This window comes from Desulfovibrio sp. JY, from assembly GCA_021730285.1.
Classification (GTDB): domain Bacteria; phylum Desulfobacterota; class Desulfovibrionia; order Desulfovibrionales; family Desulfovibrionaceae; genus Solidesulfovibrio.
Genome location: CP082962.1, coordinates 419,525 through 442,129 on the forward strand (window position 1 = coordinate 419,525; position 22,605 = coordinate 442,129).

The window sequence follows — 22,605 nt, forward strand, 5'->3', positions numbered from 1 at the left end:
TGTTGACAAAACACCGAACTCTTTCCCAAAGCACCTCGGGCTAGTTGCCCTCGAACGTCCGCATCTTCTTCTCCCAGGCCCGGCGAGCGTTCTGGGAGGGACAGCGGCAGATGGCCACAGCCGCGTCATACGGACTGCCGGCCGAAACCCCGTTCGGCCCGAGAAAAACAAGCTTGGCCGGGTCCGGCTGGGTTACGGTGTAGCGGCCGGGATTGGTCGCGCAGGAACCGCAGATGACGGTCCAGGAGTTGGCGGAGTCGTTGTCCATGGTCACCTGGGCCACGCAACAATTCCCGTACGGATTGACCTGCTGGGCCGGGGCCGACGACGGCGCGGCGAAAAGCGCCAGGGCGCACAGAATCGCCGCGAACAAAACACGCCTTGGCGACAGAAGCGGATGCAACATGGTTCCTCCCTGAGGGGTAGGCCCGGAGTGGTGTATTTTCAAAAACTAGCGGCTCGGGCGGACCTTGTCCAGAGACGGCCCCGCCCGTAACCGACGCATATTGCCTTTTGTCCCCGGCCGGTCCATAAGCTGCAAAGAGAACCGGACCGATTTCGGCAACCCCAAACATGAAGGACGTCCCCATGCACGATCACGAACATGAACACGAATACGACGAGGAATGCTGCATCGAAGTGCCCGAAGCCACCGTCGGCCAGGAAGTGGTCGACTTTTCCATGAAGGTCTACGACCCGACCGAGGGCGGGTTCGGCGAGATGTCCATGGAAGAGCTCCAGAAAGCCGGCAAATGGACCATCCTGGTCTTCTACCCGGCCGACTTCACCTTCGTGTGCCCCACCGAACTGGCCGACCTCGCCACCAAGCACGCGGAACTGTCCAAGATGGGCTTCGAGGTCTTCTCCGTGTCCACGGACACCGAATTCGCCCACCTGGCCTGGCGCAACAGCGAAAGGCTGCTGGAAAACGTCAAATTCAAGATGGCCGCCGACCCCACCGGCCAGGTCGCGCGCTACTTCGGCGTCTACGATCCGGAATCCGGGCTGGCCCTTCGCGGCACCTTCATCATCAACCCCGACGGGGTGCTGGTGTCCAAGGAAGTCAACTTCTACAACGTGGGCCGCAACGCCGACGAACTGCTGCGCAAATGCCAGGCCAACCTGCACCTGCGCGAACACCCGGCCGAAGCCTGCCCGGCCAAATGGACCCCCGGCGAAAAGACCCTGACCCCTTCGGAAAAAATCGTGGGCAACGTCTACGACGCGCTCAAGGGATAGTTTAGGATAGGACAGGATAGGATAGGATTAAGGAAGACAGTGCGAGAGGGGAAACCCTTTCAAGAAAGGGTTCTCCCCTCTCGCGCTCTCCCCTTCCTAAAGTTTATAACGGGGCGAGCCTTACGCACCCAACTATTAGCTATTATTAAAAGTCTTTTGGGAGGGGGGTCCGGGGGGAACCCTTTTCTTCAGAAAAGGGTTCCCCCCGGCATCCTCATCGCTTCCCTCCCCCTCCTCATTTGACGCCTCGGCAGCCATGCCCTACCGTGCGCGGCGTGCAGCCACTCATTCCCGTCGCCCCGACCGCGCCTGCGGCCGGACCGAATAAGCGCCTGTGCTCTTTGGACGCCCTGAAACTCATCGGCTGCGTCAGCGTCGTGCTGCTGCACGCCCTGGTGCCGAACGTCGAGCGGGTGGATGATTCCCTGACCTGGATGGCGGCCGACCTTTTAAGCGCCGCCACGCGCCAGGCCGTGCCGCTTTTTTTCATGATCAGCGGGGCGCTGATGCTGCGCCGCGATTTCCCGTCCCTGCCGGCCCATTTCGGCCGGGTGGCCCTGCGCTACGGCCTGCCGCTTCTGGGGGGCCTTGTTGCCTACAAGGCGCTGGCCATCAGCCAGGGCGACCCGACGGGGCTTTTCAACACCGTCTTTTACAATGTGCGGGCCAACCTGGGCTTTCACCTGTGGTTCATGTGGGAATTTCTGGGGCTGGCGCTTGTCGCCCCGATCCTGCGGCCGATTGCCGCCGACAAACGCGCGGCCTGGCTGTTCGTGGCCCTGTGGGCGGCATACTGCGTCGTCGCGCCCTGGCTGCGCTTCCTGGATGTGACGATTCCGGTCGCGAACATGCTTTTTTTCCCGCACACCGGCTATTTCATCCTGGGCTACCTGCTTGCCGCCTCGCCCCGGCGCGTCCCGCCGCTCTTTCTCGTATGCGGCATGGGCGTCGCCATTGTCGCCACGGCCGGGCTCACGGCCGACTTTTCCCTGCCCTTCGGCCGGCTGGACGTGCGCTTTTACGATCCCGCCTCGCCGCTGGTGCTGCTCCTGTGCGCCTGCCTGTTCAAGCTGTGCCTCCAAGGCCTCACCGGGCCGTCGCCCAAGACGCTGCGATTTCTGGCCGGCGCGACCTTCACCGTCTACATCTACCACGTCCTGGCGCTTTCCCGACTGACCCACTTCATCGGCCCGACCAGCCTCTTCATGAGCGTGTGCGTCCACACGCCCCTGGCCTTCGCCGCCTGCCTGCTCCTGTACGCCATCGGCAGCCGCGTCCCGGGGGTGAAGTATTTCTTTCCGGGATGAGATGCGAGAGGGGGACCCTTTTTGAAAAAAGGGTCCCCCTCTCGCGCTCTCCCCTCCCAAAAACGTTTAACGGTTACAAATGGATAGTGACAATATCCTGTAATCGCCAAAAGTCTTTTGGGAAGGGGGTCCGGGGGGAACCCTTTTCTTCAGAAAAGGGTTCCCCCCGGCGCCTTTTCCACTCCCCATCCCCTAATCGTCGTCCACCCATTCCTTCTTGGCTTCGGAGTAGGGCGTGACGGGGGTGGTGAAGCGTCTGTCGCAGCGCACGTCCACCACGCATGGTCCTTCTCCGGACAGGGCTTCGGCAAAGGCCGGGGCCAGTTCCTCGGGCCTGGTCACCGTGAGGCCGCGCGCGCCCATGGCCCGGCCGAAGGCGGCAAAGTCGTGGCCCGGCAGTTCGGCCAGGGATCCAGGGCCGGGGCCTTCCTGGATGGCCCGCAGCCAGACGTTGCCCAGGGCGTTGTTGTTGACCACCACGAAAAGGATCGGCAGGCCGTAGCGGGCCGCCGTGGCCACCTCCATGCCGTGCATGAGCATGCAGCCGTCGCCGGTCACGCAGGCGACAGGCGTTTGGCCCAGGGCCGCCTTGATGCCCACCGCCGCCGGGATGGCCCAGCCCATGGGGCCGAGGTTGGACGCCGTATAATAGGTTCTCGGACCGTAGGACTTGAAATAATGGGCGAAAAAGGCCCGATGTGCTCCCGAGTCCACGGCCACGGCCGCCTCCCGGGGCAGGGCCCGGCGCAGTTCGGCCGCCACCCGCGCCGGGTGCAGGGGCACGGCGTCGCTTGCGGCATGGTCGGGGTCGTACTCGCGCGGCCCGGCCGCCCGGATGGAGGCCAGCCAGGCCGCCCGCGACTGGTTGCCGGCCCGCAGGTGCATGACCCTGGCCGAGCCCCCCTCCATCATCAGGGACAGCGCCGCCCGGCAATCCCCCACAATGGGCACGTGGGTATGGAAGGTGCGGCCGATGGTCGTCGGGTCCACGTCCACATGGACCAGGGCCCGCGTGGGCAGCATCTTCCTGTCCCAGAAAAGGGTGTCGCGCTGGGACAGGCCACTGCCGAGCACGATGAGCACCTCCACCTGGCCGGACAGGAACGTCTCGATGGCGTAGCGGTGGCCGGCATAGCCGAAGATGCCGAGCGAAAGACGGTGGTCCTCCGGGAACACCCCCTTGGCCCGCAAGGTGGTGGCCACCGGGATTTGGAACTGCTCGGCAAAGGCGATCAGGCAGTCCGTGGCCCCGGATTTCTCCACCCCGGCCCCGGCCAGGATGGCCACCCGCGTGGGGGCCTCGCCGCCGCCGTCCGGCACCAGCACGCGCCACAGCCGCTCCACGGCGCTGCCGTCGACGAAACGCGGCCGATAAATCGAGGCGTCGAGCGGCTCCCAGGGCGAGGCCACCTCCGCCCGCTGCACGTCCAGGGGCAGGCTCATGTGGACCGGGGCCTTGGGGCCGGCCAGCATGCGCGTCAGGCAGGCCCGCAGGTGATGGTGGGCGAGGTGCGGATTTTCCACGGAAAGGGACAGCGCCGTGACCGGAGAGAGCAGCTCCACGTCGTTGAGCGAAGCCGGCGAGGAGTCCTGGAACCCGCCGCGTCCTTCCCAGTCGGTCGGCACCTGCCCGGTGACGAAAAGCACCGGCGAGGCGTCGGCCCGGGCCGAGGCGGCGGCCGTCACCATGTTGGTCACGCCCGGGCCGCCGATGGCCAGGGCCACGCCGAAGCGGCCCGAGGCCCGGGCATAGCCGTCGGCCATGTAGGCCGCGCCGGATTCGTGGGCGGCCACGATGGGCGTCATGCCCGGCGTGGCGGCGAGATCGGGCAAAAAGGGATCGACAAGACCGCCAGGGACCAGAAACGTGTGCCCCACACCCTCGGCGACAAGGCTTTCAAGCAGATAGGCCGTGGTCCGCATGCCCCCTCCCGTGTTGGGATTGCATCACATAGGCCATGATGCTTCGAGAGCGCACAGGCGTCAAGGATGCGGCCGGGTTGCGGTCGGACGGCGGCGTGCATTGCCTCCGTCCGGGATCGGGTGCTACCCTTGGCGGCGATGCTTGGCCTGAAGCCCGGGGACGGGCCGGGCGGAAAAACCTGTCAAAGGAGTCCGACGTGGCGGAAAAGAAAGCGAAATTCACGGCCGTGTGCCCGAGCTGCGGGGAAAAGGTCACGGTCGAGGCGACCGAGGCCGACGTCAAGGCCGGCAAGGTGGCCGTGGCCCAAAAATGCCAGCGCTGCTTGAACGAATTCGAGGCCATCACCGACCTCGACTGCCTGGAATGGGACGACGCCTGCAAGACCGATATCAGTCGTTTCGGTTAAAAGAGACTTTGTAAAAAGAGTACTGGGGGAAAACCTTTCTTGCAGAAAGGTTCTTCCCCCAGGCCCCCTTTCCAAAGACTTTTAGCGATTACAGAGCGTTATCATTATCAGCCTGTAACCGTTAAACGTTTTTGGGAGGGGAGAGCGCGAGAGGGGAACACTTTTTTCAAAAAGGGTCCCCCTCTCGCATCCTCCTCGAAAAACTCCTTGACGACACACCATCTCCGCGCCCAAAGGCTTCGTTGTGCATTGTGACAGTTCCTGCCCCATCGGCATCTTCGACTCCGGCGTCGGCGGCCTGACGGTCGTCCGGGCCGTCATGGACCGCCTGCCGCGCGAATCCATCGTCTATTTCGGCGACACGGCCCGCGTGCCCTACGGCGTCAAGTCCCCGGACACGGTGGCCCGCTACGCCGGCCAGATCACGAATTTTCTGCTGGCGAAAAACGTCAAGCTCCTGATCGTCGCCTGCAACACCATGGCCGCCGTGGCCCTGCCGGCCATCGCCGCCCTGTCCCCGGCCCCGGTCCTCGAGGTCATCTCGGCCGGAGCGGCCAGTGCCCTGGCCGCGACCAGGACCAAACGCATCGGCATCATCGCCACGCCCTCGACCATTGCCAGCCGGGCCTACGAATCGGCCCTGGCCGCCCTGGGCGGTCCGGAAGTCTTCACCGCCTCGAAAGCCTGCCCGCTGTTCGTGCCCCTGGTCGAGGAAGGCTGGCTGACCCACCCGGCCACGCGTCTGGTGGCCGAGGAATACCTGACCCCGCTTCTGGCCGAGAACCTCGACACGCTCATCCTTGGCTGCACCCATTATCCGCTGTTGGCTCCCCTTCTGGCCGAGGTGGCGGGACCGGGCGTGCGCCTGCAAGACTCGGCCACGGCCGTGGCCGAACGCGCCGCCGCCGTGCTGGGCTACCTGGGGCTGGCCGCGCCGGACGGCCCGGACACGCCAGACGCGCCGCACCATGTGTTCCACGTCACGGACGTGCCGCGAAAATTCCGGGAGATCGGCGAACGGTTCCTCGGCCGTCCCATGGAGGACGTGCGCCTGGAAAAGCTGTAGCCGGCGGCGGCTACGGCATTGCCGGAGCGGGGCTCGTCACGGAAGGCTGGGAGACCGCCGGGGGCTGGGTCTTGGCCGGCAAGGCTTCCGGCTCGGCCGAAGCCTGCCCCCCCTTGCCGGGAGCTGTGGCCGGAACGGACTTGGCGGCGGATGCCGGCTTGGACGCGGGCGCGGCCTTGTGGTTGGGAGCGGGGGTGGACCTGGGCGCGGGTTTCGGCGTGAACGGAGCCGGGACTTTGGGCGGCGTCTCGGCCCTGGCGCAGGCCATGCGGGCGCTTTGGTATTCCACCCCGGCGGCGGCAAAGGCCGGGTCGAGGCGCATGGCCTGGCGATAAGCGGCCAGGGCATGGCGGCAATCGCCGGCGGTCATGGCCAGGTTGGCCCGGTAATAGAAGGCCTGGGCGTTCTTCGATCCCCGGTCGATGGCCGCGTCGAGTGAAGTGCGCGCCGCCTGGCGCTCACCGGCCCCGTATTGCAGGATGCCCAGGGCCTCGAGCGGGCGCGGATCGGCGGCATCGGTCGCGGCCGCCCGCGAAAGTTCGGTCACGGCGCGCGCGGCGTCGCCGGTCTTGGCGGCGCAAAGTCCCAGATAGAAATGGGCCTCGGCCAGCCCCGGGTCCTGCCTGGCCGCGGCGGCCAGATCCGGCAGGGCGGCCTTGTATTTTCCGGCCGAAAAAGCCTTTTTCCCGGTGGCCAGACGTTCGGCGGCCGAAGGGACGGGAGCGGCGGGAACCGGCGTCGGGGCTTTCCTGGCGCAGCCCCCGAAGGACACGGCCAGGCACCACAGGGCCAGGACAAGGATCACACCCCGAACGGAAAACCGGTTCATGCTGCCAACCTCCTGCCGTCACGGCGTTTTTCCCCGCCCCGGACGTCCGGCCGAAAAATTCCGATCGCCGGCGCAGTAACGCCGTCGCCAGCCCGTGTCAATTCGGGTCCCCTGTCGTGAGTCGTGACCGCCCACCTTGACGCGGGAACGGCGCAATCGTACATGGTAAGGACTTGTCCAGGCGGCACGCTTGGTCGCCCCACCCCGCATGGAGTCTCAGTGAACCGCCTCGAGCCCTCCGATCAAGCCAAAGCCAGTCGTTGCGCCGGCACCCGGCTGACCGAATCCGTTCCCGCATGAGCGCCGTAAAGCCCGACGCATCATCCGCCTTTCCGGCCGGCGGCCGGACCTCCATGGCCCTGTCCGTTGCCGCGCTCTGCGTCATTGCCGTCTTCGACCTCCCGCTGTTCCACGTCCTGTCCGAGCTGACCTGCGTGATCGCGGGAGTTGCCGCCTTTCTGGTCATCTGGAACGCCAGGGCCTTTGTCGAGCACGCTTTTTTCCTGGTCCTCGGGCTGGCCTTCCTGGTCGCCGCCGGCTTCGACGCCGCCTATTTGCTGCTAAACGCCGGGCTGGTCCGACTGCCGCTGCCGCCCGGGCTGGCCGCCGCCGTTTGGACCGGCTCCCACATCGCCTTTGCCTTGTCGCTTTGCGTCGGGGCCTGGACGCTGCGCGGCACCAACACCTCGGTCGTCGGCGGTCCCCTGGCCCTGGTCGGGGGCCTCAACGTATTGCTGGTGCTGACCTTCGCCGCCGTGGCGATGCTGTCGCCGGCCGCCGGGGCGCTTGACCTTCCCGCCTCCGATGCGTCGGTGGACCGTCTGATCCCGATGCTGCTTTTCGTCGGGGCGGGCCTTGGGCTGCTGCGCTCCCGCGACCGGCTGGCCAGCCCCGTGGTGCGGCTGCTGCTTGGAGCGACGGCCTGCCTGGCCCTGTCCGACGCGGCCTTCGCCTGGCCGGCGGATGTCGTCGTGTCGCGCATTCTGGGCCACGCGGCCAAGGTGCTCGGCTATGCCCTCAGTTGCCAGGCCATCGTGGTCACGGGCATAAGCCGCCCCTATGACCTGCTGTTTCGGGAAATCGGGCTGCGCGAACAGGACCTCAACAATCGTCTGGTACGTCTGGGTGCCCAGGCCCAGGCCATCTTCGAGCTCAGCAGCCTCGACTCCCTGGAAAGCGGCCAATTCAAAACCTTTGCCGCCACCCTGCTCAACCGAGCCACGCGCGTGCTCGGCGTGGCCAGAGCCGGCGTCTGGCTCCTTTCCCCCGATCGACAGCGCCTGCTGTGCCTGCTCGACGGCGGACCGGGACAAGCGGACACGGGCGTCGAGCTGAGCCGGGCCGATTATCCGGACTATTTCGATGCCATCGCCCACGAACGCGTCATCGTGGCCGAAAACGCCGCCGTCTCGCCCCTGACGCGGGACCTGGCCGCCACCTTTCTCGACAAGCGGGGCGTCGCCTCGCTGCTCGATGCGCCCTTCCGCTTCTCCGGCCGGCTGGCCGGGGTGCTCACCCTGCACCATGTCGGCAACCCGCGCCGGTTCGCCGACGACGAGCAGGCCTTTGCCGGTTCCCTGGCCGACACCCTGTCCCTGGCGCTGGAGACCTCGGAGCGCCGCCGCGCCGCCCGGGACCTAGCCGCCAGCGAACAGCGCCTGCGTTCCCTGCTCGACGCCATGCCCGATCCGGTCTGCTTCAAGGACGCCGGCGGCCGCTGGATCGTGGCCAACCCGGCCCAGATCGAGGCATTCGGACTGGCCGGCGTCTTCTGGAAAGGGGAGACCGACGCGGCCCTGGCGGTCCAAAGCGCCGGCGACCGGCAGGCCCTGGCCGACGCGGCCGCGACCGACGCCGAAACCTGGGCCGCCGGCCAGACCCGCGTCTTCGCGTTGTCCCTGACCGGAGTCGACGGCCAGACCCGCCACTTCGACGTGATCAAGGCCCCGCTTTTCCACGACAACGGCCGGCCCAAGGGACTCGTGACCCTGTCCCGCGACATCACCGACTACCGTGAGGCCCTGTCCCGGCTGCGGGAATCCAACGAGGAGCTGGAGGCCATCTACAACGAGACCTCCGACGGGCTGATCATCGTCGACGTGGCCAACCAGGCCGTGATCAGGGTCAACACCGCCGCCTGCCGCATGTTCGGCTATGACCGCCGACAACTGACCGCACTCTCCCCCTGGGACCTGCATCCGGAAGACGAGCGGGAAACCTCGATTACGCGTTTTGGCGAAATTAACGCCGGGAGACTGCACCTGATGGAGGGCATCCCCTGCCAGCGCAAGGACGGGAGCGTCTTTTACGCGGACATCGCGGCCCAGCCCATCACCTACGGCGGCCGGCCGGCCATCCTGGGCTTTTACCGCGACATCTCCGAGCGCCGGGCGGCAGGGCAGGCGCTGGCGGCCTCCGAGGAACGCTTCCGCAAGGTCTTCAACAGCACCTATGACGCCATTTTCCTCCACGACGTGAACGGCGACATCCTGGACTGCAACGACAAGATGCTCGAGCTTTACGGCGTGCGTCGCGACGAAGCCCCCCAGTATTCCATCGAGCACGACTACTCCGCCCCGGGCAATCCGTCCGGGAAAATCGTCGCCTACTGGCAGGAGGTCATGGCCGGCGAGGAGCACTTTTTCGAATGGAAGGCCAGACGCCCCCATGACGGCAGCGTGTTCGATGTGGAAATCTATCTGCGGCGCTTGAAGCTCCCCGAACGCGACGTCATTTTGGCCAACGTGCGCGATGTCACGGAACGCAAGCGGGTCCTGGCCGCCCTGGCCGCCCGGCAGGCGGATATCTCGGCGCTCAACCGCGACCTGGCCCGGCGGGTGCGCGAGGAAACCGAAAAGAACCGGCAAAAGGACATCCTGCTCCTCAATCAGACCAGGCTCGCGGCCATGGGCGAGATGATCGGCAACATCGCCCACCAATGGCGACAGCCTTTAAACGCCCTGTCCATCGTCTTGGCCAACATGCGCTTCGAATACGAGAACGTCTGCGAGGGCGACACAGCAAGCCTCATCGCCGCCCACCGCCAGGCCGGCGAGATCCTGCGCAAGATGTCCTCGACCATCGACGACTTCCGCAATTTCTTCCGCCCCGACAAGCAGCGCGGCCCCTTCTTCGTGGTGGCGGCCGTAAGCGACGCCCTGCTCCTTATCGAGGCGAGCCTGGCCCAGCACGGCGTGGCCGTGCGCTTCACGGCCCGGCACAATCCCCGGGTCACCGGTTTTCGCGGCGAGTTCTCCCAGGTCGTGCTCAACCTGCTCGGCAACGCCAAGGACGCCATCCTGGCCTCGCGGCAACAGGGCGGGGTCATCGCCATCCGGGTCATGGCCCGCCAGGGCCAGGCCGTCATCCACGTGACGGACAACGGCGGCGGCATCCCGGGGGCCATCCTGAACCGCGTTTTCGACCCCTACTTCACCACCAAGTCCGACAGGGGCGGCACGGGGCTCGGGCTCTACATGTCCAAGACCATCGTGGAGGACCACCTGCGCGGCCGGCTCACGGCCCAAAACCTCGGCAACGGGGCGCGCCTGACCATCCGCATTCCCCTCGACCCGCCGGAAGGGACCGCCCCGTCCGCCGCCGACATTTCCCAATCACCCCCAGGGAGTTTCCGCCCATGACCAAATCGTCCAAAGATAAATACCGCTCCCTGTCCAGGCTCCACATCATGGTCGTGGAGGACGATCCGTTCGCCCGGGAACATATGGGGCTTTTGCTGTCACGCTTCGCCGCCAGACTGACCACGGCCGGCGACGGGGCCGAGGGGCTGGAAACCTTTCGCCGCGAGCGCCCCGACATCGTCGTCACCGACATCAGCATGCCCCGGATGGACGGCCTGGACATGGCCGCGCGCATCAAAACGGAGGCGCCCGGCGTGCCGGTGGTCCTGGTCACCGCCCACAGCGACACGGAATATTTCCTGCGCTCCATCGACATCGGCATCGACGGCTACGTGGTCAAGCCCGTGGACGCCGACAAGCTGCTGGCCAGGCTTGGCCAGCTCGCCGCCGGCCTGCTGGAGACCCGGGCCGCCTCCGCCCGGGCCCGGCTTTTCCAGTTCACCCTGGATATCAACCCCAACTTCATCCTGACCCTCGGCGGCGGCGAGGTGGACTACGTCAACCGGACCTTCCTGGATTTTCTCGGCGCGGCCAATCTCGAAGCCCTCAAGGACGGCCACCACGCCGGCCGCGTGCTGGAACTCGACGGTCGCCGCCACGAAGCCGCGGATTTCGACTGGGCCGGTCGCATCGACGCCCGGCCGGACGTCACGCATCAGGCGGTTTTCTCGCGACTGCCCGACGAACCCGGCCAGGAGCGCACCTTCCTCGTCTTCTCGGCCGCCTTTCCGGAACTCGACCGCCGCATCCTGACCTTCACCGACATCACGCCCCTGGCCGAGGAGCGCCGCCAGCTCATCACCCGGGCCACCACCGACGCCCTGACCGGCATCACCAACCGGGCCGGCATCGACGAGGCCCTGACGCGCGAACGGCACCGGGCCGTGCGCCACGGCACGCCGCTTTGCGTCATCATGTTCGACATCGACCATTTCAAGGACGTCAACGACAGCCTCGGCCACCAGGCGGGGGACGCGGTATTGGCGGGACTGACCGGACTCGTGTCCGGACTCGTGCGCGACCACGACATCCTGGGGCGCTACGGCGGGGAGGAATTTCTCATCGTCGCGCCCGAGACGGACATGGAACAGGGGCGACTGCTGGCCGAACGGCTGCGCGCGGCCGTCGCGGCCCATGCCTTCCCGGCGGCGGGAAAGGTGACGTGCAGCTTCGGCCTGGCCGAGCTCGACGCCGACGAGCCCGCCCATGAACTGGTCGCCCGGGCCGATGCCGCCCTCTACCGGGCCAAGGAGACGGGCCGCAACCGGGTCGCCGGCTGAGGCGGGAAATCTCCCCGGCCCGGCCGGGACCTGTCGTCGCTTACGGCAAGGTGCCGTCCAGATGCCAAATGGTGCCTGTGTCGAGACTCTGTTCCAGCACGGATATCGCGCCGTTGGCACCGCCGACCTGGTTTACCGGGTCAGTGATCTGCAATACCGTGAGCGCCACCAAAGCTGCGGCGACCGAACTCCCGGCGATTTGAACATTAAGATCCACGCCTCGGGGCGAAACGCTTTGCACGTCCACTCGCGCGCAGCCGGAAATATGCAGTGTCCCGGGGCCACGCCCCAAATCGGCAAAGACAATTTGGCCGATCGCCTTATGACAGTCTTGACGTTGGGTAGCGTTAAGCGGAAATATTCCAGGAATGATATTTCCTGTGTTCGTTTTCTGTAACGGCATTATAGGCCTCCTCGCTATTGCACCTTCCGAGTGTCTGTAGGTAGACACTCGGAAGATTATTTGTTTTGCAATCAAAACAACTTGATTGCCCTAGTCTGACTGCCCTAGTCGGAGAGCATTCCGTTCACCTTGATGGTATTGTTCGGCTGGAGCGTCGCGTAGATTGTGTATTCATTCGGAAAGAATTCAATTTCCTGGGCCGCCGTCATCATGTTCAAATCGATCACCTGCCCCTGGATATAATTGCCGAAGCAAATCCAATACCTGGGGTGAGGCTTGAATATGAAGTCAAGATTCGGCCCGGCCTGGACCACAAGCGCCGGCGATCCCCCCATGGAGATTCCGACCGCCGCCTTGTTTACCGGCACCGTATCGTCCGTGAAAATTCCAAGCGTTCCCATAGGAGCAGTCTTGGAGGCACCAGTAAAGTTGTACCCGAAGGCGTTGTGCGTAAGGTTGGTGGAATTCTGGTCGATCCGGCTCGGATCGCCATCCTTGGTTTCGGAGGCGGCAAAAGTCACGCCGGGAACGAGTGTTTCGGTTTCGCCCCAGCAGAACCCATAATCAATGCTCCATCTGAAGCTGACCTGAGTGCCGGGATTGCAGCCCTTGCTGAACCAAGCCAGCGAGAAGAGATTGATCATGACTTCCTGTTCGTCAAACGTCTGGTAGATGCAAAAATACCCCGGACGGGCGGAACTGTTGCTCACGTTGAGCGTGTACTGGGTAGACATGATTCCCTCCCATGGGTTGATGGTTTCGGCCGCGTGGCGCCTACGCCGGCCATGCGGTAAACACATGCCCCAGCGGGCCGGACGGAAAACGGAGCGGACCCGGAAAGTTTCCGGAATCGTCTCCCGGCCCGCGCCGGTCACGATGCGCGATGCGACGTCCGGACCCTAGCGTCCACCCGTCATATGCGTCCCCAGCTTGCTCCTGTAATAGGCAGCCTTTGCCGCATTGCCGTCTTTCCCGTAATGCTCGGCAAGAAGTCTGAGCATTTCAAGATAACGGATGTCGTAATAGGCCTCCCAGGCATTACTCCACTCGTAACAATTCTCGGCAAGTAATGGTCCGCGATAGAGTTCCACAGCCGCCTCGCACCGTGCAATATCCTGACGTGCGGCATAGTGCCCCCGAAATTCAACGAGATCACAGCGCATATCGGCAAGGGAGACACGCATCTCCCCCTGCGACATATGAATAATGGAAGAGAATGGAATTTCTCTCAGATGACGGCAGGCTTTATAAAGACAATCAAGGGATTGTTGCGACTCGGCGGATGGCCATATTTCTTCGGAAAGATGCAACTTGCTGACTGACCTTCCCAATTCGCATGTCAGATAGGCCAACACCTCGGCGGACTTCTTTCGAAGAAACGAAAAAGGACTCCCGTTTACGCGTAAACAGAATTTCCCGAAACAACATATCTCGAGGACGGGTTCCGATGCGGTCCGGGAAAAAGGGGGATTTGCCGGACACACTGCGACGCGTTCGCGTCTTCCACAGAGTCAGTTACGGACTGCGGCAGGGGTACGAGGCGTAGTTCCCGCTTCCCCGGCAGACATTCCAGTTTATCCCCTTTGCGCAGCTTCAAGGAATGGACCAGGGAAGCGGGAAGCGAAATGGAATACTGGTGTTCAAGGGTTACGATCATGAACGTCTCCTTTGGCCTAACGCCTTTCAATGATTCGACAACACGCCATACTTCAGAAAAGGACTTGTGCGGGGACCCGCGACTTGCGTCCCCGATCCCATGGCGGTTGCGCGCGACGAAAACGCGCGTAAGAAACATTGAAATCAAAATAAGGATATGTACAGACTGATTTTTGATATAGGTCAATACGGAGAACGGACGAGACTCCCGCCTCCGACGATGGAGGTTCCACCAGCACCCAGCCGGCATGCCTGCCCCGGCCCACGACCCAGCGCCGTTTTCCCCGGCCCCGGGCTAGTGTCGCGTTCTCAAAATTCGTGCATACGAATTTTGAGAATAATATATTTAACTAATTATTTTTTCTCTAAAAAATATTATATTTTTTAGAGAACGCCGCACTAGCGGGTTTGCCAGACCTGGCGCAGGGGGAGCGGGCTTCCCGAGAGCCACAGCCGCATGGGCTCGCCCGTCTCGGACCGCTGGCCAACGGTCGTGGGCGAGGTATCGGCGGCGATGGACGGCAAGGCGGCGGCGTCGAGCAACACTTCGATGCGCATGGGATATTTGGCGTTGGAGCGGATGGACGCGCCCGGCCCCGACAACTCGCAGCCCACGAACAGGATGTGCACGGGCGTCTCGAACCGCACTTCCCGCAGCACCCCCTCGTAGGTCGAAGAGACATCCAACGGGCCGCGTTCGGAAAAATCCAGGAACACGCGGCGGGCGTCGATAGCGTTTATGCCGTAGAACACCCGGGCATAATTGGGCTTGTCCGTGCGCAGGGCCGGGTAGATCATGGCCCGCACGCCCTTTATGGGAAGCTCGGAAGCGAAGACGTATTCGGCCAGGCAGGGACGGTCCTCCAGACAGGTCAGGGCGTCGCCCAGGATGTTGAGGTTGTCCCGGCGGACCATGTTGTAAAGGTTGAAGTCCTTGGGCGTGAACCGGGGCGAGAGGTGGACGAGGCCCTCGCCGCCGGGATTGAGCTCCACCAGGGCCCCGGCCGGCACGGACAACGGGATGGGCAGGGTCTTCCCGCCCAGGCGCACCACCGGCCGGGAAGTCGCGCCGGTATAGGCCAGCCCGCGCACGGGCCAGGGCGTCGTCGCCGCCACGGCGGCCGTTTCCTCCCGCCCCTGGGGCAGGGAAAGGGCCGCGTCGGCAAGCCGGGCGTCGTAAAGGTAAAAGGCCGGCGCGCCGTCCGGATCGCGGAGAACCGCCACCGGCGGCAGGCCGGGATGGGCGGCCACGAACCGTTCCCTGTCGGCAGCCGACTGCCAGGAAAGAGTCCCTCCCCCTTGCGGATGCCGGGCATCGTCGGCGCTAAAGACATGCAGGACTTCGCCGCCAAGGGTTTGTTCCCCGGCTTTCCAGGGCGCAAGCCGCGTGTGGGCGGCGATGTTGCGCAGCACGGCCGGGGCCGCCTCGCCGGGAGTGTCACCGGCCTCGCCGTCGACGCGAAAAGACAGACGCTCCAGGTCGATGGAGGCCGCGTAATGGCCCGGCACGAATTCCAGGCGCACGTAAAGCGGCTGGTCCGAACGCGGCCAGGGGACGGTCGCGGCCGTGGGCAGCTTGGCCGTTCCCGTGGCTCCGGGCTGGCCGTAGGCCGGGTTGGCCGCGACGAATTTCGCGTAATCGATGTCCGCGACCAGCGTCATCCTGTCCGGGTCCTGGCCGGCCAAAAGTCGCAGCCGGGCATCGGGACGCATAACGCGGATCTTGCCGCGCATGACCGCGTCGAAGCGCACGGCCACGGACCGACAGCGCGCCCCGGGAGCCGAGACAAGCTTCCAGGTGGCCCGGCCGGGTGCGTCGAGGCTGAATTGCGACAGGGCGTGGAGCCGGTAATCCGGAGCCACGTTGTGGGCCTGCCACACGGTTTCGTAAAACCGCAGCGTGGTGAAATCATCGGCATAGACGTCGGCGCCGCCCGGCGAGGCCATCAGCGGGGCCTGGCCGACCACGCCGCCCCGGAAAAAAAGCACCACCTCGTCGTCCTGGGGCATGTCCTCCACGAGGGTCAGCCCCGGCGGCACGAAGTCGCCCTTGCCGATGACATAAAAAAACTTGCGATAGCCCTGCCCGGCCACGTCGCCGAAAAAGCGGTAGGCCCCGTGCAGCTCCCGCTCCAGGATGACCTTTTTGGCCCGGTTGGACGCGAACATGACGGAGTCCGCATCCTGCTTGTGCAACAGCAGATACCGGGCCCAGCGCTGGGCGTTGTGCTGCCAGCTCCGGTACAGGGCCGCGTACTGGAGATTCGGGCCGAGGATAAAAAGGATGCCGGCAAGGCCTAGGGCCAGGGTCAGGGCCCGGTAGGCCCGGCTTCCCGGAGCGAGCCCCTGGCCGATGACGGCGCGGGAAAGCGTCATGGCCCCGGCCCCGGCCAGCAGCAGCACGGCATAGAGCAGCCCGACCAGATACTTGGCCGTGATCTGGGTCTGCACATTGATGACAAAGGCGGCCAGGGTGGGCACCGCGCACCAGACCAGGAACAGCCCCAGATTCCGGCCGGCCTTCCCCCGCCAGCGCCAGACCAGGCCGGCCAGCATGAAAAGGGCCACCCCGCCGGTGCCGGCGAAATCCGAATCCCGGAAATAGAGCGTGATTTCCCGAAACGCCTTGGCCACGCGGTAGAAATCGAAGGCGTGGCCGCCGCTGTGGTAAAACGTGTAATAGGCCACGAGCTGGCCCTTGACCTGGGGCAGGTAGAAAAGCGCGGCCAGACACAGCCCGGCCCCGTGGGCGAAAAGCAGCTTTCGGACCTCGGCGCGGGCGGCGCGGTCGGTCAGGGCCGGCAGGCACAAAAGCCCCGTAAAAAGCATCTGGGCCAGGACAAAGGGCGCGGCGAGGTAGGAGCTGTAGAGCATCAGCGCCGTGGCCACGGCATAGGCCAAAACCGCGCGCCAGGTTTTGTTGTCGAGGAGTCGCCGGTAACAGTACAGCGACAGCAGGGAAAAGGTGTAGAAAAAGACGTACCAGCGCATATAGCGGGAATAGGCCACATGAAATTGCAGCAAGGCCCCGTACAGCGCGGCGCAAAGACCGGACTCGGCGTCGAAGAACTGCCGGCCGACCAGAAACACCATCAACAGCGAAGCCAGGCCGAACAGCACGGACGGCAGGCGCACGTTGAAATCGTTGTCGCCGAGGAGCCTCGCAACGTGAATGCAGAGATGGTGCAGCGGCGGCGAAGTGTCGAGGGAGACGTCCGAGGCGGACTGGTTGTCGAGGCTGTCCAAGAGCTGCGCGACAGGCATGGAAGCCCGGTGCAGGGCCAGCCGTTCGTCCCATTGCAGCTCGGGGATGCCGAGGTCATGCAACCGGATAAAGGCCGCGATGCACAAAATGATGCCGAGCAGGGCCCATGTCCAGCGGCCGCCACGATCCCTTGCGGTCGTCATGCCGCGCCCGTCCTCTTGTCCACACCCCGCCCCCGCTTTGTCGCACAATATGAAAATGGCCCTGACGCTATCCCGCTCCCTTCATGCGTTGTCAAGTTAGGGCTCGTCGGCGCAAGCCGCGGGGAAACGGAAATCAGGCACGGCGGCCGACCGGGCGCACCAGCGCCCTGGCCGGCGCGCCCTCGGCCCCGGCCAGCCGCAGCGGCAGGCAGACCAGATCCACCGGCCCCGGAGAAACGCCCGACAGGTCGAGCCCTTCGAGAATCCAGATTCCGGCCTCAAGCAGCGGGCGGTGGATGGCGGCCGCGTCGGCGCGATGATCCGACACGGACAGGTAATCCACGCCGACGAGCCGGACCTGCCGCGCGGCAAGGTAGGTCGCTGCCTCGGGGGAGAGGTCCACGAATTCCTCCACGAACTCTGGCGAGGCCCAACAACGTTCGGAATTGGCCGTCTTGAAAAGAATGCGCTGGCCGGGACGGATGCGGTGGCGGCGCAGTTCCCCGGGCGTGATGACACGCGGGTCCGTGAGGGCGATGACCCGGGCCGGGCCCATCACCACGTCGAAGGGCAGGTCGTCCAGGGTATCGCCCCCGGGCAGATAATGGGACGGTGCGTCCAGGTGGGTGCCGGCATGGGCGCACATGTCCAGGGCCGACACCGTGCACGGGTCGCCCCGGTCCAGGTCCAGCACGCGGCGGACGCGGGTCGGCGGATCGCCGGGCCAGGCGGGCAGGCCGGTCATAAGGGGCACGGAAACATCGATCCAGGCGGCTTTGGACATCGGCATATCCTCCACGGAGGCCCGTCTCACAAAAGGCCGCCGGGGGGAACCCTTTTTGAAAAAAGGGTTCCCCCCGGACCCCCCTCCCCAAAAACTTTCCTGGTTACGCACAATCCTCAGCCAGTTTGAGCAGTCTGTAAGGCATGGGCGGCGTCCGCAAGGAGACCCAGGCCAACCGCGTGAGCATTGTCGCCAAGTCATAACGGCGATTGAATCGATATCCGAACGAGGCCAGATAGCGCGACACATGTTTGCCTCTCACGGCACGATATGTTCCCAATAATGCTGACTTCACATTGCCAAGCATGGTGTTGACCCACTTAAATACTGAGTCCTGCACAGCCTTGCGGCCACTGTCTTGAACGGGTTCGTGCCGACAGCCCGCAGCCTGGACCTCGGAAAAACATGGCAACCGGTCCGTCACCACCAATGTCCCGGAACGCAAGATTTTCTGAGATGCCCGCTGCACCTCATTACGCCGAAAACCTTTGACTCGGCACAGCTTCATCTTGTGTGGTTGTCCACTTTTTGTCGTTTCAACTGCCGCAATAAACGGAATTTTTCCTGGGGCACCACGTCCACGTTTCCCACCACGTCGTTTACCGCCAAGGTAAGCATCGTCCATCTCTACGCGGCCGGTGAGACGTTGCTGGTGTTCACGTTCGAGCATGACCTGCATCAGCTTGTGAGACATTTTCCAGGCCGTCGTTTGCGTGACACCAAGTCTGCGGGCTAATTCGACACTGGAGATGCCGCCCTTGCTTTGAGTGAGGTGATAAATGGCGCGGAACCACTTCTTGAGGGGAACTTTGGTGGAAGCGAAGATTGTGCCAGCGGTCACCGAAGTCTGCGTACGGCAATGTGAGCACTGAAAGAGCCGTCGCCTGCCAACAATAAGCAGCGAGTACTTATCCCTGCCGCAAATTGGACAAACGAATCCTTCGGGCCAACGCCATTGCACGAGGTGTGCCCAGCATTTCTCCTCGGTGCCGAATTGCGCCTCAAACGCATCTTCGCTCATACCCTTCTGGAATTGCACAATGTTTCTTGCCATATCCAGCGCCTCCAACCCCCAGAAAATACACAAAACAATGACCGCTGACAATTAGCTGATGATTGTGTGTAAGCAGGAAAACTTTTAACGATGACAACCCATTAATCACCACACAGTTGTTTATTATAAAATTTAGGAAGGGGAGAGCGCGAGAGGGGAGAACCCTTTTTAAAGGGTTTCCCCTCTCGCATTCTCCTCTCCCTCATTCTTTCCTCTTGTCCTTGACGTCTCTGGTCTGTAGCTTGCTGGTTTTGTGAGCATATTCCTTGAGGAGGCATCGTATGACGCGCATCGGCACGCCCCTGACCCCTTCGGCCACCAAACTGTTGTTGCTTGGCTCCGGCGAACTCGGCAAGGAGGTGGCCATCGAGGCCCAGCGTCTGGGCGTCGAGGTCATCGCCGTGGACCGTTACGCCAACGCCCCGGCCATGCAGGTCGCCCACCGCTCCCACGTCGTCAGCATGCTCGACGCGGCCGCCCTGCGCCGCATCATCGAGGCGGAAAAGCCCGATTACATCGTGCCGGAGATCGAGGCCATCGCCACCCCGGAGCTCCTGGCCCTGGAAGCCGAGGGCTACACGGTGGTGCCCACGGCCAAGGCCGCCCGGCTGACCATGGACCGCGAAGGCATCCGTCGGCTGGCCGCCGAGGAGCTGGGCCTTGCCACCTCGCCTTACCGCTTCGCCGACACGAAAGAAGAATTTCTGGCCGCCTGCGACGCCGTGGGTTTTCCCTGCGTGGTCAAGCCGGCCATGTCCTCCTCGGGTAAGGGCCAAAGCGTGGCCCGGGACGCGGCTTCGGCCGCGACGGCCTGGGACTATGCCCAGACGGCCGGACGGGCCGGGGCGGGACGCGTCATCGTGGAAGGTTTCGTCGCCTTCGACTACGAGATCACCCTGCTCACCGTGCGCCATGTCGGGGGCACAAGTTTTTGCGCGCCCATCGGCCACCGCCAGGAAAAGGGCGACTACCGCGAGTCCTGGCAGCCCCATCCCATGACCGAGGCGGCCCTGGCCGAGGCCAAACGCATGGCCGAAGCCGTGACCGGGGCGCTTGGCGGACGCGGCATTTTCGGCGTGGAGCTTTTCGTCGCCGGCGACAAGGTGCTCTTCTCGGAAGTGTCCCCCCGGCCCCACGACACGGGCATGGTCACCCTTATTTCCCAGGACCTGTCCGAGTTCGCCCTGCACGTGCGGGCCATCCTGGGGCTGCCCATCCCGGCCATCCGCCAGTACGGCCCGGCCGCCTCGCGCGTCGTCCTCGGCCAGGGCGACTCCACCGCGCCTGCCTACGAGATCGCCGCGGGGGCCCTGGCCGCGCCGGATACGGCCTTGCGCCTTTTCGGCAAGCCCGAGGTGCACGGCCTGCGCCGTCTGGGCGTGGCGCTGGCTTTGGGACGGGACGTGGAGGAGGCCAAGGCCAAGGCCATCGCCGTGGCCGACCAGGTGAAGGTCGTCTGCTGAAGCCGCAGCGCCCTTGATGATTCGCCCCAACTCCTCTACAGGTGTGTCATGCCCTTTTCCCGACACGCCGTAGACGCGTTGCCGACCGACCACTTCAAGCGCACCATCACCGTGCGCTACGTGGTCGCGCTGTCTCTCGTGGCCGGGCTGGCGTTGCTGTCCTATGGCGTGTTTCACCACGTCATGACCACCATTGACCATTCGGCCGAGATGACGGCCGTCACCGGCTCCCAACGGCTGCTCATCCAGCGTGTCCTGGCCCAGTGCCTGCTTTTGGCCGCGGCCGACGACGAGGAGGCCAGGCGCGACATCCGCGCCCATCTGGCCCGCTCCGTGGACACGCTGGAAAAAAACCACACGCGCCTTCTCTCCGATCTCAACGACCCCAACTCCTTTGCCGCCCACGCTCCGGAATTGATGTCCATCTACTTCAAGCAGCCCTTCGAGCTGGACAAGCGGATGCGCTTTTTCATCGCCAGCACCCGGACCCTCTACCACGCCGACGCCAGCCGACCCTCCCTGTCCGATCCCAAGTTCCAAAACGTGCTGGTTTTCGGGGAGCAGGAACTGCTGCGCGACCTGACCGCCGTGGTCCAGGCCTACCAACGCCGGGCCGTGTCCCGGCTGACCATCCTGCGCCAGGTCGAAGCCTGGGCCACCGGCGGCATGCTGCTGCTGCTCGCCGGCGTGGGGGTCTGCATCCTGCGGCCCATGGTGCGCCGCATCTGCGCCGACCGGGAACGGCTGCAAGGCGCCAACGAGGCGCTGACCGAGCTGGCCGTCACGGACCAGCTGACCGGCGCTTACAACCGGCTCAAGTTCAACCAGGTCATGGACCACGAACTCAAGCGCATCGACCGCTACGAGCAGCCCTTTTCCGTCATCATGTTCGACATCGACCATTTCAAGATCGTCAACGACACCCACGGCCACGCCGCCGGCGACGCCATGCTGCGGGAGCTTGCCAGACGGGTGGCCGTGGCCGTGCGCGGCGTGGATTGGCTCTTTCGCTACGGCGGCGAGGAATTCGTGGTGGCCGCGCCGCAAACCGATCTGGAACAGGCGCGCGTTATGGCGGAAAAGTTGCGCAATCTGGTCGCCGCCACGCCCTTCCCCCACGGCATCTCCGGCACCATCAGCCTCGGCGTGGCCCAGGCCCACTCCGGCGACACCCCGGAGAGCCTCATGCAGCGGGTCGACGCCGCCCTCTACGAAGCCAAGAACGCCGGCCGCAATCGCGTGGTGGTGGCGCGGCAATAGTGCAGGTGGAGTGAGGGAGCCTCCGGCGGCCAGGAGGGGCGCTGCCCCTCCTGGACCACCCTGCCGGGGGGCGGGCGCGCCCCCCGGTCCCCCCTTCACCGGGTATGAATTATTTGCCCGTAATCAGCTGCAAATACTGATTATCGTGGTTGGAAGAGACGCACGAGAATCTAGAGCTTGCCGGCAAGCGCGCGGCCGCCGGCTTGTGCTTCCAGGCGAGGCATGTCGAGGAGCTCCACCGTGCTGCCGGAAAGGGCGATCAGGCCGTCGTCGGCAAAACGCCGCAGCACCCGGGAAAGGGTTTCGGGGATGGTGCCGAGATAGGCAGCCAGCTGGCCCTTGGGCAAATCGAGGGTCAGCCGGCGCGTTTTGCTCTGGGCCTCGAGCAACAGCAGGTGGGCGGCCAGCCGGGCCGGCACCTCGCGCAGGCTCAGATCCTCGAGCTTGTTGACCATCTGCCGCAGGCGCACGGCCAAAAGCCCCAGCATGCCCATGGCCAGGTCCGGTTCTTCGGCCAAAAGCCCCCGGAAACGTTCCCGGGGGAAAAAGAGGTATTCCCCGTCCTCCAGGGCCTGGGCGTTGGCCGGATAGACACGGCCGGAAAAGACGGCCACCTCGGCGAACACCTCGCCCGGGCCGAACACGTGCAGGATGTGCTCCTTGCCGGCAAGCGACATCTGGTAGATGCGCACCTTGCCCGTGACCACGGAGAAAAAACCGGCCGCCGGCTCGCCGGTGAAAAAGATGTCCTCGCCCCGGGCATAGCGCCGCGTTTCGGCCACCGCCGCCAGGGCGTCCAGCTCCTTGTCGCCAAGGCCGGAAAAAAGCCCGATACCGGCCACGGCCTGTTTCTTGTCCATATCCGTCCCGGTTTGACTTAGGTCA

At 64.6% G+C, this 22,605-nt stretch carries 18 protein-coding genes; 8 read left to right on the forward strand and 10 right to left on the reverse strand.

The genetic code is table 11. The features are described from left to right. Positions 1-40: 40 nt before the first annotated feature. Entirely contained in the window at positions 41-406 is a 366-nt protein-coding gene (locus K9F62_01870) for a hypothetical protein (GenBank protein UJX41473.1), read from the reverse strand. Between the two features lie 182 nt (positions 407-588). Here K9F62_01870 and K9F62_01875 point away from each other — a divergent pair, with 182 nt between their 5' ends. Then, positions 589-1,239, forward strand: coding sequence for a redoxin domain-containing protein (locus K9F62_01875; GenBank protein ID UJX41474.1), 651 nt, complete (start codon positions 589-591; stop codon positions 1,237-1,239). Positions 1,240-1,526: 287 nt separating this feature from the next. After that, a complete protein-coding gene (locus tag K9F62_01880; GenBank protein UJX43101.1) occupies positions 1,527-2,546 on the forward strand; it encodes an acyltransferase family protein in 1,020 nt (339 codons plus the stop codon). A 192-nt stretch (positions 2,547-2,738) separates the two neighbouring features. Here the strand turns inward: K9F62_01880 and K9F62_01885 are convergent, their stop codons facing one another. Continuing rightward, complete coding sequence (locus K9F62_01885) at positions 2,739-4,469, reverse strand: thiamine pyrophosphate-binding protein (protein UJX41475.1); 1,731 nt, start codon at positions 4,467-4,469, stop codon at positions 2,739-2,741. A gap of 197 nt (positions 4,470-4,666) precedes the next feature. Between K9F62_01885 and K9F62_01890 the strand changes: the two genes are divergently transcribed. Together K9F62_01890 and murI are read left to right on the forward strand one after the other, a co-directional pair. Further along, on the forward strand, positions 4,667-4,876 hold the full coding sequence (locus tag K9F62_01890; GenBank protein UJX41476.1) for a hypothetical protein: 210 nt from the start codon (positions 4,667-4,669) through the stop codon (positions 4,874-4,876). Positions 4,877-5,120: 244 nt separating this feature from the next. After that, the gene (murI, locus tag K9F62_01895) at positions 5,121-5,942 is read left to right on the forward strand and encodes a glutamate racemase (GenBank protein ID UJX41477.1); all 822 of its coding nucleotides are present in this window, start codon (positions 5,121-5,123) and stop codon (positions 5,940-5,942) included. A gap of 10 nt (positions 5,943-5,952) precedes the next feature. On the opposite strand, the gene K9F62_01900 is transcribed toward murI, so the two are convergent. Next, on the reverse strand, positions 5,953-6,771 hold the full coding sequence (locus K9F62_01900) for a tetratricopeptide repeat protein (GenBank protein ID UJX41478.1): 819 nt from the start codon (positions 6,769-6,771) through the stop codon (positions 5,953-5,955). A 353-nt stretch (positions 6,772-7,124) separates the two neighbouring features. Between K9F62_01900 and K9F62_01905 the strand changes: the two genes are divergently transcribed. Then, on the forward strand, positions 7,125-10,412 hold the full coding sequence (locus tag K9F62_01905) for a PAS domain S-box protein (protein UJX43102.1): 3,288 nt from the start codon (positions 7,125-7,127) through the stop codon (positions 10,410-10,412). Continuing rightward, positions 10,409-11,692: a diguanylate cyclase gene (locus tag K9F62_01910; GenBank protein UJX41479.1), complete on the forward strand. Its 1,284-nt coding sequence runs from the start codon at positions 10,409-10,411 to the stop codon at positions 11,690-11,692. The genes K9F62_01905 and K9F62_01910 overlap by 4 nt, the downstream gene beginning before the upstream one ends. Positions 11,693-11,732: 40 nt before the next feature. Here K9F62_01910 and K9F62_01915 read toward each other — a convergent pair whose 3' ends face one another. The 6 genes from K9F62_01915 to K9F62_01940 all read right to left on the reverse strand — a co-directional run bounded on the left by K9F62_01915 (position 11,733) and on the right by K9F62_01940 (position 18,997). After that, entirely contained in the window at positions 11,733-12,095 is a 363-nt protein-coding gene (locus K9F62_01915; GenBank protein ID UJX41480.1) for a hypothetical protein, read from the reverse strand. 104 nt (positions 12,096-12,199) lie between these two features. Further along, the gene (locus K9F62_01920) at positions 12,200-12,829 is read right to left on the reverse strand and encodes a protein RhiA (protein ID UJX41481.1); all 630 of its coding nucleotides are present in this window, start codon (positions 12,827-12,829) and stop codon (positions 12,200-12,202) included. A gap of 165 nt (positions 12,830-12,994) precedes the next feature. Beyond that, positions 12,995-13,447, reverse strand: a complete 453-nt coding sequence (locus tag K9F62_01925; GenBank protein UJX41482.1) for a hypothetical protein — start codon at positions 13,445-13,447, stop codon at positions 12,995-12,997. 703 nt (positions 13,448-14,150) lie between these two features. After that, complete coding sequence (locus tag K9F62_01930; GenBank protein ID UJX41483.1) at positions 14,151-17,159, reverse strand: glycosyltransferase family 39 protein; 3,009 nt, start codon at positions 17,157-17,159, stop codon at positions 14,151-14,153. A 133-nt stretch (positions 17,160-17,292) separates the two neighbouring features. Next, the gene (locus K9F62_01935) at positions 17,293-17,943 is read right to left on the reverse strand and encodes a cyclase family protein (protein ID UJX43103.1); all 651 of its coding nucleotides are present in this window, start codon (positions 17,941-17,943) and stop codon (positions 17,293-17,295) included. Between the two features lie 103 nt (positions 17,944-18,046). Then, a complete protein-coding gene (locus K9F62_01940; GenBank protein UJX41484.1) occupies positions 18,047-18,997 on the reverse strand; it encodes an IS1595 family transposase in 951 nt (316 codons plus the stop codon). 281 nt (positions 18,998-19,278) lie between these two features. On the opposite strand from K9F62_01940, the gene purT reads away from it, so the two are divergent. Both purT and K9F62_01950 read left to right on the forward strand, forming a co-directional pair. Further along, positions 19,279-20,460: a formate-dependent phosphoribosylglycinamide formyltransferase gene (gene purT, locus K9F62_01945; GenBank protein ID UJX41485.1), complete on the forward strand. Its 1,182-nt coding sequence runs from the start codon at positions 19,279-19,281 to the stop codon at positions 20,458-20,460. 48 nt (positions 20,461-20,508) lie between these two features. Beyond that, positions 20,509-21,720 (forward strand): GGDEF domain-containing protein, encoded by a 1,212-nt coding sequence (locus K9F62_01950; GenBank protein ID UJX41486.1) that lies wholly within the window; start codon positions 20,509-20,511, stop codon positions 21,718-21,720. A 170-nt stretch (positions 21,721-21,890) separates the two neighbouring features. Here K9F62_01950 and K9F62_01955 read toward each other — a convergent pair whose 3' ends face one another. Then, positions 21,891-22,580, reverse strand: coding sequence for a Crp/Fnr family transcriptional regulator (locus tag K9F62_01955; GenBank protein ID UJX41487.1), 690 nt, complete (start codon positions 22,578-22,580; stop codon positions 21,891-21,893). Between the last annotated feature and the right edge of the window lie 25 nt (positions 22,581-22,605).